Source organism: Citricoccus muralis (assembly GCF_029637705.1).
Lineage (GTDB): Bacteria > Actinomycetota > Actinomycetes > Actinomycetales > Micrococcaceae > CmP2.
The window spans coordinates 1340278-1356490 of sequence record NZ_CP121252.1; the positions used below are offsets into that span (position 1 = coordinate 1340278).

The window sequence follows — 16213 nt, forward strand, 5'->3', positions numbered from 1 at the left end:
CGTGGCACACCAGTGGCGTGGAGTCATCCACGAATACAGCGATCGTCTGCCCGTCACCGAGAATACCCGCGTGGTGACCCTCGGTGAGGGCGGGACCCCGCTCATCAACGCCCCAAAGCTCTCGGCACTCGTCGAGGGCGAGGTCTGGCTTAAATTCGAGGGCATGAACCCCACTGGGTCCTTCAAGGACCGCGGCATGACCATGGCGATCACCGCTGCGGTCGAACAGGGCGCCAAAGCCGTGGTCTGCGCCTCCACCGGCAATACCTCGGCCTCCGCCGCCGCCTACGCCACCCAAGCCGGGCTGACCTGCGCGGTGCTGGTACCGGACGGCAAGATCGCCATGGGTAAGCTCTCTCAGGCCATCGCTCACGGCGCGGAACTGCTGCAGGTCGACGGCAACTTCGACAACTGCCTCGATGTCGCCCGCAAGCTCTCCGAAAACTACCCGGTGTTCCTGGTGAATTCCGTGAACCCAGCCCGCATCGAAGGTCAGAAGACCGGCGCCTTCGAGGTGGTGGACTTTTTGGGCGACGCCCCGGACTATCACCTGCTGCCCGTGGGCAACGCGGGCAACATCACCGCGTACTGGAAGGGCTACCAGGAGTACGCGGCACCCTATGTGAACCCGCACCCGGGCACTTCGGATGAGGAACTGCCCGCTGTGGCCACCAAGACCCCCATCATGTGGGGCTTCCAGGCCGAAGGTGCCGCCCCCATCGTCAAGGGCCACCCGGTGACCGAACCTGAGACGGTCGCAACCGCTATTCGCATCGGTAACCCCGCCTCCTGGGAGCAGGCCGAAGCCGCCCGTGACGCCTCTGGCGGCCAGATCGACTCCGTCACCGATGAGGAGATCCTCGACGCTCACCGCTGGCTGTCGTCCAAGGAAGGCGTGTTCGTGGAGCCGGCGTCGGCCGCCGGTGTGGCCGGACTGATCAAGCACCATGGCCTGGGCAACGTTCCCGCAGGTAAGCGCTGGGTGATCACAGTGACCGGTCACGGCCTCAAGGACCCCCAGTGGGCGCTGAAGAGTGCCGACGGGTCCGACATCACCCCGAAGCAGGTACCCTTCGACGTCGTGTCCGTCGCCGAAGCTTTGGGCCTGTGATGCCCCGACTGCGCACGCTGGAACCGGGTACCACGGTCCGGGTCACGGTACCCGCCACCTCGGCCAACCTGGGCCCCGGTTTCGACACCATGGGGTTGGCGCTCAGCCTCTTCGACGACGTCGAAGCGCGCACCGTTGAAAAGGGCTTCCGCGCCGAGATTACCGGTGAGGGCGCGAAAACTCTGCCCACCGACGGCCGCCATCTAGTGATCTCCCAGGTACGCACCCACCTGGCACGGTTCGGTTGGGACGCCCCCGGGTTGACGCTCACCGCGCACAACCGGATCCCGCATTCCCGGGGTCTGGGCTCGTCGGCGGCCGCTTATGTCACGGCGGTGCTCATCGCCAACGCGTTGCTTCCCGCCGAAGAGCAGGCCAGCGCCGACGAGTTATTGCAGTACACGGCGAGCCTGGAAGGTCACCCTGACAACGTGGCTCCCGCGCTCACCGGGGGACTGGCGGTCTCTTGGGCCGACGACGCGGACCACTACCGCACCGTGCGCATTGCACCGCACGCGTCAATCACCCCGGTGGTCGCCATCCCCGAGTTGCCGCTGAGCACCGAAACGGCCCGTGGACTGTTGCCGCAGCAGGTGAATCACTCGCAGGCCGCGGCCAATGCCGGCAGGGCCGCACTGCTGACACATGCACTGTCCGAGGACCCCTCGGTGTTGCTTCCCGCCACCCGCGACCTGCTCCACCAGGACTTCCGCGAGCCGGCCATGCCGGAATCCCTGGCCCTGATGAATGCGTTGCGTGCCGAAGGCAAGGCCGCCGTCGTCTCCGGCGCCGGGCCCACCGTCATGGCGTTGGCCGTTTCACCCATCGAGGCGGAATCCGTGCGAGATACGATTTCTGCGCACATCCAATCCTCGACACAACGGTGGACGGTGGAGATTCTGCCGGTGGCCACAGAAGGTGCTAAGGTGGAGGTGTTCCGCTGAGGAAGCCACACTTCCTTTCTAATTGCGGATCAGCTCCTCTCTTCTTGAGGTAGTTCCCCCGAATGATGACGCAGATCGTTGCGCGACATTCGGTTGGCACGGGCACGTGCCAGAAGTAGCCCTTTCATGGGAATGAACATGCACATTCGTTCGCGCCACCGTGCGCACAGTCGTGCAACGAACGCGAATGCACACCAGCAGGACGCCATTCTGTCAGCGCGCCCTGCCTGACGAGGGAGAAGGAACCTTCGTGACCGAAACCAAAGAAAACACGACTTCCGCAGGTGGCGGCCTCGCCAGCCTGAAGCTGGCACAGCTGCAGGCACTGGCCTCACAGCTCGGCATCACCGGCGGATCAAGGATGCGCAAGGCCGATCTGGTCGCAGCCATCTCCAACCACCAGCGCGGCGGTGCCGTGGCCAGCCGTGACTCCGAGTCCGGATCGTCCGAGAAGCCCGCGCAGAAGAACGACGACGCTGCCAACCAGGGTGGCGACGACGCCGCACCGGCAGCCCCGGCCCGCCGGTCCCGCTCACGCCGCGCCGACTCTCAGGTCTCCGCCGATCAGTCCAACGCCGGGCAGGACGCCAACGACAACTCCGCAGAGAAGTCCGAGAAGTCCGAGCATGCTGAAAAGTCTGATCAGAACGCGTCATCCGAGCAGTCCGCTTCGGCTCAGGAATCTGGCTCCCAGGATGAGCAGGAAGGCAACCGCCGTCGCTCCCGCGGTGGCCGTGGCCGCGGCGGACGCGACGACAAGCAGCCCAGCGACCGCTCGGATAACCAGCAGAACAAGCAGTCTGAGGGATCCGAGTCTTCGGATCGTTCGCAGAAGAACGACCGTACGGACGAGGGGCGACGCGACAACCGCGACAATAATCGCGATAACAACCGCGACAACCGTGGTGGACGTGACAACCGCGACAACAAAGATTCCAAGGACGGAAACCGGGATAACGACAACCGCGATCAGCGCGGCAATCGGGACAACCGCGATCAGGATGGCGACGACGATCGCCAGGATCGCGGATCGCGCCGCAACCGTCGCAACCGCAACCGTAATGACCGTAACAACCGTCGCACCAACCGCCGAGGTGGGCCCGAGGTCGACGAGACCGAGCTGAGCGAGGACGACGTGCTCGTCCCCGTCGCCGGTATTCTCGACGTCCTCGATAACTATGCGTTCGTCCGCACCTCCGGCTACCTGCCCGGTCCCAAGGACGTGTACGTCTCGCTGTCACTCGTCAAAAAGTACGGCCTGCGTAAGGGCGACGCCGTCGTTGGTGCCATCCGTGCTCCCCGCGAAGGTGAAGAATTCTCCGGTGGCGGCAAGGGCACTAACCGTCAGAAGTTCAACGCCCTGGTCAAGCTGGACACCGTCAACGGCCAGCCCGCCGGCGAATCCGGTCCCCGCGTCGAGTTCTCCAAACTGGTGCCACTGTACCCGCAGGAGCGCCTGCGCCTGGAAACCGATCCCAAGGCCATGGGACCTCGTATCATCGACCTGGTCTCGCCGATCGGCAAGGGCCAGCGCGGTCTGATCGTGTCCCCGCCGAAGGCCGGTAAGACCATGGTGCTGCAGTCCATCGCCAACGCCATCACCACAAACAACCCCGAGGTGAAGCTCATGATGGTCCTCGTGGACGAACGTCCCGAGGAAGTCACCGACATGCAGCGCTCCGTGCGCGGCGAAGTCATCGCCTCCACCTTCGACCGTCCGGCCGAAGACCACACCACCGTCGCCGAGCTCGCCATCGAGCGTGCCAAGCGCCTGGTGGAGATGGGCCATGACGTCGTCGTGCTACTCGACTCCATGACCCGTCTGGGCCGCGCCTACAACCTGGCCGCCCCGGCCTCCGGTCGTATTCTCTCCGGTGGTGTCGACTCCTCGGCGCTGTACCCGCCAAAGCGCTTCTTCGGTGCCGCCCGCAACATCGAGAACGGCGGTTCGCTGACCATTCTCGCCACGGCACTGGTGGAAACCGGATCCCGCATGGACGAGGTGATCTTCGAGGAGTTCAAGGGCACCGGCAACATGGAGCTGCGTCTGTCGCGTCAGCTCGCCGAACGCCGCATCTTCCCGGCGGTCGACGTCAACGCCTCCGGCACCCGCCGCGAGGAAAACCTGCTCTCCGCAGAAGAGATCAAGATCATGTGGAAGCTGCGCCGCGTGCTTTCCGGCCTGGACACCCAGCAGGCCCTCGAAACGCTCACGCACAAGCTCAAGGACACCCAGTCCAACGCAGAGTTCTTGATGCTCGTCTCTAAGACGACCCTGGGTTCCAAGGGCGACGACTAGCACGATGACGACCACCGCGCCTTCCGCACAACTTCGTGTGGAGGGCGCGGTGGTCTCTGTGTATCCTCTTCCCGCAGGCTCGTTGTCTGCCCTGACCCTCGAAGGAACCCAGGATGTTCGAATCCGTCGACTCGCTCCTTGAAGAACACGCCGAGATCACCAAGGCCCTCGCCGACCCGGAGGTGCACGGTGACCAAGCACGCTCCCGGAAACTCGGACGACGCTTCGCCGAGCTCAACGGCATCGTGGCCGCCCACCACCGCTGGAACCAACTCTCCGACGACCTCGAGACCGCCGAAGAGTTGGCCGCCGATGACGAGGAATTCGCCGCCGAAGTACCGCGTCTGAAGGAACAATTGACTGAGGCCGAAGAGCGCCTGCGCCGGCTGCTCATCCCGCGCGATCCCGACGACGCCCGCGACGCCATCCTGGAGATCAAGGGCGGTGAAGGGGGAGAGGAAGCGGCTCTGTTCGCCGGTGACCTACTCCGGATGTACCTTCGCTTTGCCGAATCCAAGGGCTGGAAAACCGAGATTATCTCGTCCACCGAATCCGATCTGGGCGGCTACAAAGACGTTCATGTCGCGGTCAAGGGATCCTCCTCCGACCCGGCCGAAGGGGTCTACGCCCACCTGAAATTCGAGGGCGGTGTCCACCGCGTCCAGCGGGTGCCCGTCACCGAATCCCAGGGCCGGATCCACACCTCGGCCGCGGGAGTGCTCGTCTTCCCCGAAGTCGACGCTCCCGATGAGATCGAGATCAGTCAGAACGACCTCAAGATCGACGTCTACCGTTCCTCTGGACCCGGCGGACAGTCGGTGAACACCACCGACTCGGCGGTGCGCATCACCCACGTGCCCACCGGCATCGTGGTGTCCATGCAGAACGAGAAATCGCAGATCCAGAACCGCGAAGCCGCCATGCGCGTCCTGCGGTCCCGACTGCTGGCCCACCAGCAGGAACAGATCGACGCCGAAAACGCCGCCACGCGTGCCTCGCAGGTGCGCACCATGGACCGTTCCGAGCGCATCCGCACCTACAACTACCCGGAGAACCGGATTGCCGATCACCGCACCGGCTACAAGGCCTACAACTTGGACCACGTGCTCGACGGCGGACTGGGACCGGTGATCGAATCCTGCATCCAGATGGACGAAGCCGATCGGCTGGCCGCCCTTGGCGAGTGATCTGGGGCAGATTCTGTCCCAGGCAACGGCCCGCCTCTCGACAGCTGGTGTTGATTCACCGCGTTACGACGCACGGGTGCTCGCCGCCCATGTTCTCAACATTGAACTCGGGCGGCTCGAAGTGCTCCTCGCACTGGGGCACACCCTCACCGACGACGAAACCTCGAGCTTGAATTCACTGCTGTCACAGCGTGAGCAGCGGGTGCCATTACAGCTGATCCTGGGGCGCATGGAATTCGCGGGGGTAGAGCTCGACGTCGCTAGCGGCGTGTTCATCCCGCGCCCGGAAACCGAGCTGCTGGCCGAGGAAGCACTGAAGCGCATGGCAGCAGAGCCGTATGATGATGAGCTCATCGTGATCGACCTGTGTACGGGCACCGGCGCCCTCGCCGCCGCCCTCGTCCACGGACTGCGCACCCATGCAGGTCAGCGGTCGATCCAGGTCCATGCCGTCGAGATCGACCCGCACGCTCACACACTGGCTCGACGGAATCTGGATCGTTGGGACGTCGAGGTACATCTCGGCGACGCCACAGCACCGGAGTCTCTCCCGCGGCTAGTTCCCCTGCTGGGCACCGTGGACGCTGTCGTTAGCAATCCGCCCTACGTTCCCGAGCGGCAGCTGGTCACCCAGCTCGAAGCCCAGGCCGACCCGGCCCTGGCGCTCTACGGTGGTAGCCCTGACGGAACACTGATTCCGCTGCGCATCGCCGATGCCGCCGCTCGGCTGCTGCAGCCTGGGGGACTGTTCCTGATGGAACACGATGAAACCCACGCAACGGCACTTGTCGAGGCCTTGCAAACCTCAGGATTCTGGGACGCGGTCACCGTGCACCTCGACCTTGCTGACCGGCCACGGTTCCTGTCTGCCCGCCGTGCTGACCTCGTCGTTCCACGACCAGGCCCTGTTGAGGTGTAAGAATAGAGCCGTGAGCGAGCTGTTTGACTGCACCGATGAGACCACCCGCGCCGAAGGCATCGCTGCCGCTGTCGAAGCGGTGGGCCGTCGCGGATGCGTGGTGCTCCCCACCGACACCGTCTACGGCATTGGTGCCGACGCATTTTCCCCGCAGGCTGTTGCCGTGCTCCTTGCTGCTAAGGGCCGCGGACGCACCATGCCACCGCCGGTGCTGATCGCCCACCCGCGGGTGCTGGATGGTCTGGCCATTGACGTCACCGAACAGACCCGCGCGCTGGCCGAGGCTTTCTGGCCCGGTGGACTGACCCTCATCGTGGTTGCGCAACCCTCACTCACCTGGGATCTGGGGGAGACCCGGGGTACCGTCGCGCTGCGCGTTCCTGACGACGAGATTGCCCGCACGCTCCTGGAACAGACTGGTCCGCTGGCGGTTTCCTCGGCGAATCGTCACGGGCAAGAAGCCGCGCACACCGCCGAACAAGCCCGCGAAGCACTCGCCGAATCCGTGGAGGTTTACCTCGACGGCGGCGAACGCTCCGACTCAGCCTCCTCTACCATCATCGACTGCACCGTGGTGCCCCCGCGCGTGGTGCGCTCCGGTGCGATCAGCATCGAACGGATCCGCGAAGTGGTCCCCGAGGTCCTGGATCTCTGCGACGACGAGCCCTGCGAGGACGACGAGGGTACGCCTACCGCATGAAGGTCTATCTCCTCCTGATGCTGATGGCAGCTCTGATGAGCTTCGTCATCACGCCTGCCGTGCGGGTGATCGGCGTTCGCGGCCGGGTCTACACCCCGCGGCGGAAACGCGATATGCACCGCGAGCCGATCCCTAAACTCGGGGGAGTGGCGATGGCGGCCGCGGTGTTGGGCGGGCTTTGTATCGCCGGAACCATTCCCTTTCTTGACGGCATCTTCATGAACCCGGATCCCATTCGCGGATTGCTGGTGGCGCTGCTGATCATCATCGTGGTCGGCGTCGCCGATGACCTCTGGGATTTGCACTGGACCATGAAACTGGCCGGCCAGGTCAGCGCCGGGCTCATGGTGGCCCTGGGCGGAATCCGCGTCGAAGCTATGCCCGTGGGGTGGATTCCCGTCGGGAATGAAGCCGCGCAAATCATTCTTACCGTGTTCGTGGTGGTGCTGACCATGAACGCCTTCAACTTTATCGACGGTCTCGACGGACTCGCCGCTGGTGTTGCGGTGATCGGCGGCTCGGCCTTCTTCCTGTACAGCTATCTGCTCACCCGCACGATCAATGCCTACGACTACTCCAATATGGCCACCATGCTGATGGCACTACTGGTGGGTGCCTGCGCCGGATTCTTGCCGCATAACTTCCAACCCGCGCGTATCTTCATGGGTGAGGTGGGCGCCCTGCTCATCGGTCTGCTGATGGCTACCGCGGCCGTCGCAGTCACCGCTGATGTGGGTGCCCTGGCCGGGTTCCGTTTCCGGAACGTGCCTGCCTATATGCCGATTCTGTTGCCCCTGGCCGTCATGCTGCTGCCGCTGCTCGATCTGCTGATGGCGGTGATCCGCCGCACCGCACGACGCAGTAGTCCGTTCTCTGCGGACCGCGGGCACATTCACCACAAACTCGTCGACGGCGGCTACACCCATCGTCAGGCGGTGTTGCTGCTATACCTGTGGGCTTTTGTGGTCGCCTACGGTGTGGTTGCTCTGAACTACTTCCGATCCGACGTGGTGCTCATCGTCATCGGTGTCGCGTTGGTGGCCATGCTCGTGTTGACCCTGTGGCCGTGGATCGTGCGCCGGCTGTACTACCGAAAATTGCGGCAGTTACGCGCCGCCCGAGCCGCCAAAACGGCCCAGCTGTTGGATGCTGAACAAGCGTCTTTGACCAAGACGGAACAACGGAGAGTGACCCGTGAAAGACAATAAGCACGGCTGGTGGGGCATCCTGCGTGACGCAGCAATCTGGAGCCTGGCGGGGGTAGCCATCACCGCCATCGTTTTTGCCGTCCTCCAGGGCGGTGCGGCCGTTGCCTCCGTGGCCGTGGGTGGTCTGGCCATCATCGTGTTGTCGTCACTGACCCTTGTGGGAATTGCCGCCGTCTGGCGACAGCACCGCAACGCCGCTGTTCCCCTGGCGATGGGGTTGTTCATCCTGAAGATTGTGCTCTTTGGCATGGCTCTCACCATGATTCCGGCACCAGGCTGGCTCGAAACCGTTCCGGCGGCCATTGGAGCGATCGTCGCCATCGTGGCGTGGCAAGCCGGGGAAGTGCTTGCGTTCGCGCGAACGCGCCATCAGCTCTACAATGTGTAGAAAAGAACCAACCTGGTTCTCTTTGATCGAATCCTCGTGATCCGCGCACCGCGCGATACTTCGGATCCATTGGTGACCCTCAATAACCTTCAGATCCGAAACAAATAGGAAAATCTTCCTGACGAAACTGGTCTCAAGACAACGTGGAGCCCCAGTGTTTGGTAGGGTGAACGAGGATCAAATACGACATCGTCGAGGCTTTGGTTCATCCGTGCCAGCTTGCTCGCTACCTCCTGCTCATGATGAGGGGAAGAGTCGCGAAGACTGTAGAGAGGAAAAGCGTGCTTCCGCTCCTGCTCGCCAGCTCCACCACCGACGGTGGCTTCTCCGCCCCCACGATCAGCGAAACCCATCTTCCGGAAATCATTCCGTGGGCAGCCGAATGGGGCACCGGTTTCGGTAAGCAGATGCTGATGATCATCCTCTCGGTGATCCTCATCTCCGCGTTCTTCATGATCGCGATGCGCAAGCCCAACCTCGTTCCCGGCAAGATTCAGTGGTTGGCTGAGTCAGGCTACGCATTCGTGCGTAACTCCATCGCCCGGGACATCATCGGTGAGAAGCAATTCAAGGCCTGGGTGCCGTTGCTCTTCGGACTGTTCTTCTTCGTCCTTCTGAACAACCTCTTCGGAGCGATTCCGTTCCTTCAGCTGCCGAGCTTCTCTCATGCCGGCGCTGCCTACGCCCTGGCCGTGATCGTCTACATCATCTGGATCGGCGTCGGTGTCCGTCACCATGGCATCAAGTACTTCAAGCTGGCTGTTGTACCTTCCGGTGTTCCCGGCTGGATCCTCCCGCTGCTGGTGCCGCTGGAGATCATCTCGAATTTCATCGTCCGTCCGCTTACGCATTCCCTGCGTCTGATGGCCACCATGCTCTCGGGCCACATGATCGTGATGCTGGCTGGCTCGGGCGCCGCCTACCTGATCACCGAATCTGGAAGCCTTGCCATGCAGGGAACCGGTGTGCTCGTGATCATCGGCTCGGTGGCCCTGTACTTCCTGGAACTGCTGATCATGTACCTCCAGGCTTTCGTCTTCACCCTGTTGACTGCGATCTACATTCAGGGTGCTCTAGCGGCCAACGACCACTAGTTTCCGAAGCCGGGTGTCACCCCTGCGGTGCATTGGGCCTCGATACAACTGAAAAGCTCTGTCGCTCTGCTTGCAGATCGACGAAGGTGAGTTCAACACCCACCAATCTTCTCGGGCCGGTACCCTCCGGAATCTGCCGGGAATACCTCCGCAACCTGCCGAACATCGGCATCTTGAAAGGAACACCATGGAACTGCACGGTTCACTGAACATGATCGGCTACGGCCTGGCATCCATCGGCTCCGCCATCGGCGTGGGTCTGATCTTCGCTGCTTACATCAACGGCGTTGCACGTCAGCCTGAGGCACAGCGCATCCTGCAGCCGATCGCCCTGCTGGGCTTCGCTCTGGCAGAAGCACTGGCCATCCTTGGCCTGGTGTTCGCCTTCGTTATCGGCGCCTGACACAACGGCCATCCACGGTCGAGTTCGCTCGGCCACCCATGACTGGAAATTCACCTAAAGGATGGTTGATTCATGATCAGGTCTGAAATGGTCATTGCAGCCGCCGAGGGCGCCAACCCACTGATCCCCAACTGGTGGGAAGTGCTTGTCACGGCGACCGGCTTCGCTGTGCTGATGTTCATCGTGGTCAAGTTCGTCGTACCGGCACTTGAGAAGTCCTACCAGGACCGCGTCGATGCCATCGAGGGCGGACTGGAGCGTGCCGAGGCCGCTCAGGCTGAAGCAAATGCAATGAAGGCTGATTACCAGCAGCAGTTGCAGGACGCTCGCGCTGAGGCCAGCCAGGTGCGCGAGGAAGCTCGCATTGAAGCGGCCCAGATCGTTGCTGAGGCACGTGAGCGCGCGTCCGAAGAGGCGGCTCGCATCACCGAACAGGCATCGGTTCAGATTGCTGCGGAGCGCAACCAGGCTGTGTCCTCGTTGCGTACCGAGGTCGGCACGCTGGCTAGTTCTCTCGCTGCCAAGATCATCGGCGAATCCCTCGATGACGACGAGCGTTCGCGCCGTGTTGTTGATCGGTTCCTCGCAGATCTCGAGCGCGATCAGGCAGTACAGTCCACCGCTTCGAGTGCAGGTGCATCTGAGTAATGGCTGGAGCATCACGCGATTCATTGGCACAGGTCAAGACTGAGGCCGAACAGGCGCTGTCGACCGGAGGCATCGAACTGTCCGAGCAGCTCTTTGCAGCGTTGGCAGTGATAGACGACAACGGTTCGTTGCGGCGTTCACTGACGGACCCCACGTGGGAACCGGCGAAGCGCCGTGCTCTGGCGGCACAGGTTTTCGGTGCGCACGTGAGTGACGCCACTCGTCAGGTACTGGAGGCAGCTGTCGCTGCCCGGTGGTCTCACGAGCGCGACCTCGGCGATGCACTGGAGCACCTGGCTGTGCTGGCTGCGGCTGGTGCCGCTGAACGTGGCGGTCTTGACGGGTTGAAGAATCTGGTAGCCGAGCTGCTGGGTTTCCGTACCGCTGTGGAGTCCTCCCACGACGTTCAGCGTGCACTGACGGAGCAACAGGCACCCGCTAGCGCACGTGGTGATCTTGCTGTGCGTCTGCTGCCCGCGTCCGCAAGCCCGGAAGCCCAGCTCTTGGTTCGCCAGGCAACGGAGCACCCACGCGGAGCTAAGCCGGTCGACCTCGTCCGCCGCTTTGCTGACGTGATCTCCGATCGCCAGCGTCGCTGGATCGCTGATGTTACTGTCGCGCGGCCGCTCGATAAAGCACAGCTGGAGCGTCTCGAGCGTGGGCTGTCCTCGGCATTTGGCCGGGATCTCACACTCAACGTGAACGTCGACCCCGAGCTGGTTGGTGGTATTCGGGTGCAGGTTGGCGACGACGTCGTCGACTCCTCGATCGCTACTCGACTGAACGATTTGCAACGGAAGATGGCCGGCTGACGACCGGCACTCGAACTAGTACACATTTACGGTCATCGTGAGCCACGATGATCAACACTGAAGAGAGCAGGGACTGCAGATGGCCGACTTGACCATCAACGCTGATGATGTCCGCAATGCCTTGAACGACTTCGCGGCGTCGTACGAACCCTCCGGCACCGAGCGTGTCGAGGTCGGCTACGTCGTCTCCGCAGCAGACGGTATCGCCCGTGTCGAGGGTTTGCCCTCGGTCATGGCCAACGAGCTGCTGACGTTCGCGAACGGCGTGTTCGGGCTTGCTCAGAACCTCGACCCCCGTGAAATCGGCGTCGTGGTTCTGGGTGAATTCCAGGGCATCGAAGAAGGAATGGAAGTACGCCGCACCGGAGAGGTTCTTTCCGTGCCGGTGGGCGACGGATTCATGGGTCGCGTGGTCGACCCTCTGGGTGCGCCGCTGGACAACCTTGGCCCCATCGAAGCCGAAGGACGTCGCGCACTGGAGCTGCAGGCTCCCGGCGTGACCCAGCGCAAGTCGGTTGAAGAGCCGCTGCAGACCGGGATGAAGGCTATCGACGCCATGATTCCGATCGGTCGCGGACAGCGCCAGCTGATCATTGGTGACCGTCAGACCGGTAAGACTGCCATCGCTGTCGACACCATCCTGAACCAGAAGGCCAACTGGGAGTCTGGCGATGCTTCCAAGCAGGTTCGCTGCGTGTACGTCGCTGTGGGCCAGAAGGCTTCCACCATCGCCTCGGTGCGTTCCACCCTTGAAGAGCACGGCGCCCTGGAGTACACCACCATTGTGGCTTCGCCCGCGTCCGACCCGGCCGGCTTCAAGTACTTGGCGCCCTACGCAGGCTCGGCCATCGGCCAGCACTGGATGTACGGCGGCAAGCACGTTCTGATCATCTTCGACGACCTGTCCAAGCAGGCAGAGGCTTACCGTGCGGTCTCGCTGCTTCTGCGTCGTCCTCCGGGCCGCGAGGCATACCCCGGCGACGTGTTCTACTTGCACTCCCGGTTGCTCGAGCGTTGCGCGAAGCTCTCCGATGACCTCGGCGGCGGTTCGATGACCGGTCTGCCGATCATCGAGACCAAGGCCAATGACGTATCCGCCTATATTCCGACCAACGTCATCTCCATTACGGACGGTCAGATCTTCCTGCAGTCCGACCTCTTCAACGCCAACCAGCGTCCCGCTGTGGACGTGGGTATCTCCGTGTCCCGCGTGGGTGGTGCTGCACAGGTGAAGGCCATGAAGAAGGTCTCCGGTACGTTGAAGCTGGACCTGGCTCAGTACCGCGACATGCAGGCGTTCTCCATGTTCGCCTCCGACCTGGATCCGGCGACCCGTCGTCAGCTGGCTCGGGGTGAACGTCTGATGGAGCTGCTGAAGCAGCCCCAGTACACTCCGTACCCCGTTGAGGAGCAGGTCGTGTCGATCTGGGCTGGTTCGAAGGGCCACCTTGACGATGTGCCGGTCTCGGATGTTCTGCGCTTCGAGCGCGACTTCCTGGATCACCTGCGTCGCAAGGACATCGTGCTGGCGTCGATCGCCGATACCGGCAAGCTGGAAGATTCGACTCTGGAAGCCCTCGAGAACGAGATCTCGTCCTTCAAGAAGAATTTCCTGGCCGAAGGCGATGATCACCTGGTGCATGCAGGCCACGAAGAGCACGATGCTCTTGAGGCCGAGAATGTCACCCAGGAGAAGATCGTCAAGCAGAAGCGCTGACGCCCGGACGGTGGCGGCTGACCGGTTCACGACAAGTCGCCGCCGTTCTGGACGAAGGAAAGGACAACCATGGGAGCAGCCGATATTCGGGTGTATCGCCAGAAGATCAATTCGACCACGTCGATGCAGAAGATCTTCAAGGCGATGGAGCTCATCGCGACGTCTCGAATCACCAAGGCTCGTGCCCGCGTGAGCGCGTCGTTGCCCTACGCTAACGCGATTACGCGTGCCGTCTCGGCCGTGTCATCGCAGCAGGACATCGAGCATGTCCTCACCTCCGAGGTGGAGAACCCGCGTCGGTCGGCCGTACTGATCATGTCTTCGGACCGTGGCATGGCCGGCGCGTACTCGGCCAATATTCTCCGTCACGCCGAAGGGCTGCTGGAGAAGCTGCGCGAAGAGGGCAAAGAGCCTGAGGTCTACTTGATGGGCCGCAAGGCACAGAGCTACTTCGACTTCCGGAACCGGGAGTACAAGCAGGTCTGGACCGGTAACACGGACAACCCGGAATTCCAGGTGGCCCGCGAAGTCGGCGAGACGTTGGTCGACGCCTTCCTCAAGGACACCGATGAGGGCGGAGTCGATGAGATCCACGTGGTCTTCACCGAATTCCGTTCGCTGGTCACGCAGGTGCCTGCCGTCGTCCGTCTACTTCCATTGGAGGTAGTCGAGGAGGAAGTCACCGAGACGACCGAGCTGCTTCCGCTCTACCAGTACGAGCCGGATCCCGACCAGGTGCTGGATGCGCTGCTGCCGAAGTACATCGAGTCGCGCATCTTCTCGGCCATGCTGCAGGCAGCCGCATCGGAGTTGGCCAACCGTCAGCGGGCAATGAAGTCTGCCGGCGACAACGCCTCCGATCTGATCAAGGAATACACGCTGCTGATGAACAACGCTCGTCAGGCATCCATCACCCAGGAGCTCACCGAGCTCATCGCGGGTGCGGATGCTTTGAGCGCGTCCTGACGCTTCGGGCTGAGAAGCTCACATCAACCGCCATCCACATCAAACGAAGTGAGAAAGATGACTGCCACCATTAACGAATCCGGCACCGGTTCCGCCACCGGCGCTGTGGGGCGTATTGCCCGCGTGACTGGTCCGGTGATTGACGCTGAATTCCCCAGCGACGCCATGCCGGAGATCTATAACGCTCTGACCGCTGAACTTTCCGTCAACGGTGAGACCCGCACCATCACCTTCGAGACTGCACAGCACCTGGGTGACAACCTGGTTCGCGCTATCTCGCTGCAGTCCACCGACGGCCTGGTCCGCGGTGCTGCTGTGACCGACTCTGGCGCTCCGATTTCGGTTCCCGTCGGCGATGTCGTCAAGGGCCACATCTTCAACGTGCTGGGCGAGGCCCTGGACGTTGAGACCTCCTCGCTGGAAGTCAACGAGCGTTGGCCTATTCACCGCCCGGCTCCGAACTTCGCTGACCTCGAAGGCTCGACCGAGATGCTGGAGACCGGCATCAAGGTGATCGACCTGCTGACGCCCTACATCCAGGGCGGAAAGATCGGCCTCTTCGGTGGTGCCGGTGTGGGCAAGACCGTGCTCATCCAGGAAATGATCACCCGTGTGGCCCGTAACTTCGGTGGTACTTCAGTCTTCGCCGGTGTCGGCGAGCGGACCCGTGAGGGTAACGACCTCTGGGTCGAGATGGAAGAAGCCAACGTGCTCAAGGACACCGCCCTGGTGTTCGGCCAGATGGATGAGCCGCCGGGCACCCGTCTGCGCGTGGCCCTGACCGGTCTGACTATGGCGGAGTACTTCCGTGATGTGCAGAAGCAGGACGTGCTGTTGTTCATCGACAACATCTTCCGCTTCTCACAGGCTGGTTCCGAGGTATCGACCCTGCTGGGCCGCATGCCGTCTGCAGTGGGTTACCAGCCGAACCTCGCCGACGAGATGGGCGTTCTTCAGGAGCGCATCACCTCGACTCGTGGTCACTCCATCACCTCGATGCAGGCCGTGTACGTCCCCGCGGACGACTACACCGACCCGGCTCCGGCTAACGTGTTCGCCCACCTCGACGCCACCACGAACCTGACCCGTTCGCTGGCCTCCCGTGGTCTGTACCCGGCTGTGGATCCGCTGGCTTCGACCTCGCGCATCCTCGACCCGCAGTATGTGGGCCAGGAGCACTACGACACTGCCATTCGCGTGAAGCAGATCCTCCAGAAGAACAAGGAACTGCAGGACATCATCGCGATCCTTGGCGTCGACGAGCTCTCCGAGGAAGACAAGATCGTCGTCTCCCGCGCACGTCGCATCGAGCAGTTCCTGTCGCAGAACACCTACACCGCCAAGCAGTTCACTGGCGTTGAAGGTTCCACCGTGCCGATCAAGGACACCGTTGAGGGCTTCAAGGCCATTTGCGATGGTGACCTGGATCACGTCGCGGAGCAGGCGTTTTACAACGTCGGCGGCCTGGACGATGTTGAGCGCGAGTGGGCACGCATCCAGAAGGAATCCTGATTCATGGCTGCCAACGAACTCGAAGTAGAGATCGTCGCTGAGGACCGTTTCGTATGGTCTGGCCCGGCTCGATCCGTTTCGGCACGCACCATCGAAGGTGAGATTGGGATTCTTCCTGGTCACACCCCGTTGCTCGCCGTTCTCGGCGACGGTGAAGTCGTGGTCGAGTCCGGAGACGGAACGGCCGTAACCGTTCGCGCCGAAGGCGGGTTCTTCTCCGTGGACAATAACCGCGTGGTGATTGCTGCCGGTGCTGCAACGCTGGAGGGTGAAGCCTCACACGGGTCTGTAGCCTGACATGACGT

16 protein-coding genes are annotated in these 16213 nt (G+C 62.6%); all 16 read left to right on the forward strand.

Going from position 1 to position 16213, the window contains the following annotated elements; genetic code table 11:
• Position 1 precedes the first annotated feature (1 nt).
• The 16 genes from thrC (at position 2) to P8192_RS06210 (ending at position 16205) form a co-directional block, all read left to right on the forward strand.
• Positions 2-1111 carry a threonine synthase gene (gene thrC / locus P8192_RS06135; RefSeq protein ID WP_278159365.1) on the forward strand — a complete coding sequence of 370 codons (1110 nt, stop codon included), beginning with the start codon at positions 2-4 and terminating at the stop codon, positions 1109-1111.
• Positions 1111-2055, forward strand: a complete 945-nt coding sequence (thrB, locus tag P8192_RS06140) for a homoserine kinase (protein ID WP_278159367.1) — start codon at positions 1111-1113, stop codon at positions 2053-2055. The genes thrC and thrB overlap by 1 nt, the downstream gene beginning before the upstream one ends.
• 250 nt (positions 2056-2305) lie before the next feature.
• Entirely contained in the window at positions 2306-4354 is a 2049-nt protein-coding gene (gene rho, locus P8192_RS06145) for a transcription termination factor Rho (protein ID WP_278159368.1), read from the forward strand.
• Positions 4355-4467: 113 nt separating this feature from the next.
• Positions 4468-5541 carry a peptide chain release factor 1 gene (prfA, locus tag P8192_RS06150; RefSeq protein WP_270105600.1) on the forward strand — a complete coding sequence of 358 codons (1074 nt, stop codon included), beginning with the start codon at positions 4468-4470 and terminating at the stop codon, positions 5539-5541.
• Positions 5531-6460 (forward strand): N5-glutamine methyltransferase family protein, encoded by a 930-nt coding sequence (locus tag P8192_RS06155; protein ID WP_278159370.1) that lies wholly within the window; start codon positions 5531-5533, stop codon positions 6458-6460. The genes prfA and P8192_RS06155 overlap by 11 nt, the downstream gene beginning before the upstream one ends.
• 10 nt (positions 6461-6470) lie before the next feature.
• Positions 6471-7160 (forward strand): L-threonylcarbamoyladenylate synthase, encoded by a 690-nt coding sequence (locus tag P8192_RS06160; protein ID WP_278159372.1) that lies wholly within the window; start codon positions 6471-6473, stop codon positions 7158-7160.
• Complete coding sequence (locus P8192_RS06165) at positions 7157-8368, forward strand: MraY family glycosyltransferase (RefSeq protein WP_278159374.1); 1212 nt, start codon at positions 7157-7159, stop codon at positions 8366-8368. Before P8192_RS06160 ends, P8192_RS06165 begins: the two co-directional genes overlap by 4 nt.
• Positions 8355-8756, forward strand: a complete 402-nt coding sequence (locus P8192_RS06170) for a hypothetical protein (protein WP_278159376.1) — start codon at positions 8355-8357, stop codon at positions 8754-8756. Before P8192_RS06165 ends, P8192_RS06170 begins: the two co-directional genes overlap by 14 nt.
• Positions 8757-9037: 281 nt before the next feature.
• Positions 9038-9850 (forward strand): F0F1 ATP synthase subunit A, encoded by an 813-nt coding sequence (atpB, locus tag P8192_RS06175; RefSeq protein WP_278159378.1) that lies wholly within the window; start codon positions 9038-9040, stop codon positions 9848-9850.
• A gap of 187 nt (positions 9851-10037) precedes the next feature.
• Positions 10038-10253, forward strand: coding sequence for a F0F1 ATP synthase subunit C (locus tag P8192_RS06180; protein ID WP_270105594.1), 216 nt, complete (start codon positions 10038-10040; stop codon positions 10251-10253).
• 72 nt (positions 10254-10325) lie between these two features.
• Positions 10326-10901: a F0F1 ATP synthase subunit B gene (locus tag P8192_RS06185; protein ID WP_278159379.1), complete on the forward strand. Its 576-nt coding sequence runs from the start codon at positions 10326-10328 to the stop codon at positions 10899-10901.
• Positions 10901-11713 (forward strand): F0F1 ATP synthase subunit delta, encoded by an 813-nt coding sequence (locus P8192_RS06190; RefSeq protein ID WP_278159381.1) that lies wholly within the window; start codon positions 10901-10903, stop codon positions 11711-11713. The genes P8192_RS06185 and P8192_RS06190 overlap by 1 nt, the downstream gene beginning before the upstream one ends.
• A gap of 79 nt (positions 11714-11792) precedes the next feature.
• The gene (atpA, locus tag P8192_RS06195; RefSeq protein WP_278159383.1) at positions 11793-13430 is read left to right on the forward strand and encodes a F0F1 ATP synthase subunit alpha; all 1638 of its coding nucleotides are present in this window, start codon (positions 11793-11795) and stop codon (positions 13428-13430) included.
• Positions 13431-13499: 69 nt separating this feature from the next.
• Positions 13500-14396 (forward strand): F0F1 ATP synthase subunit gamma, encoded by an 897-nt coding sequence (locus tag P8192_RS06200; RefSeq protein WP_278159386.1) that lies wholly within the window; start codon positions 13500-13502, stop codon positions 14394-14396.
• Between the two features lie 57 nt (positions 14397-14453).
• Positions 14454-15908, forward strand: a complete 1455-nt coding sequence (gene atpD / locus P8192_RS06205) for a F0F1 ATP synthase subunit beta (protein WP_270105589.1) — start codon at positions 14454-14456, stop codon at positions 15906-15908.
• Positions 15909-15911: 3 nt separating this feature from the next.
• Positions 15912-16205 (forward strand): F0F1 ATP synthase subunit epsilon, encoded by a 294-nt coding sequence (locus P8192_RS06210; RefSeq protein ID WP_270105588.1) that lies wholly within the window; start codon positions 15912-15914, stop codon positions 16203-16205.
• The last annotated feature ends 8 nt before the right edge of the window (positions 16206-16213 follow it).

Excerpts from the sequence above, each read along its gene's own strand:
- atpD (WP_270105589.1), top strand. The coding sequence starts at position 14,454 with ATGACTGCCACCATTAACGAATCCGGCACCGGTTCCGCCACCGGCGCT.
- P8192_RS06200 (WP_278159386.1), top strand. The coding sequence starts at position 13,500 with ATGGGAGCAGCCGATATTCGGGTGTATCGCCAGAAGATCAATTCGACC.
- prfA (WP_270105600.1), top strand. The coding sequence starts at position 4,468 with ATGTTCGAATCCGTCGACTCGCTCCTTGAAGAACACGCCGAGATCACC.
- atpA (WP_278159383.1), top strand. The coding sequence starts at position 11,793 with ATGGCCGACTTGACCATCAACGCTGATGATGTCCGCAATGCCTTGAAC.
- thrB (WP_278159367.1), top strand. The coding sequence starts at position 1,111 with ATGCCCCGACTGCGCACGCTGGAACCGGGTACCACGGTCCGGGTCACG.
- P8192_RS06190 (WP_278159381.1), top strand. The coding sequence starts at position 10,901 with ATGGCTGGAGCATCACGCGATTCATTGGCACAGGTCAAGACTGAGGCC.
- P8192_RS06165 (WP_278159374.1), top strand. The coding sequence starts at position 7,157 with ATGAAGGTCTATCTCCTCCTGATGCTGATGGCAGCTCTGATGAGCTTC.
- P8192_RS06180 (WP_270105594.1), top strand. The coding sequence starts at position 10,038 with ATGGAACTGCACGGTTCACTGAACATGATCGGCTACGGCCTGGCATCC.
- P8192_RS06210 (WP_270105588.1), top strand. The coding sequence starts at position 15,912 with ATGGCTGCCAACGAACTCGAAGTAGAGATCGTCGCTGAGGACCGTTTC.
- P8192_RS06185 (WP_278159379.1), top strand. The coding sequence starts at position 10,326 with ATGATCAGGTCTGAAATGGTCATTGCAGCCGCCGAGGGCGCCAACCCA.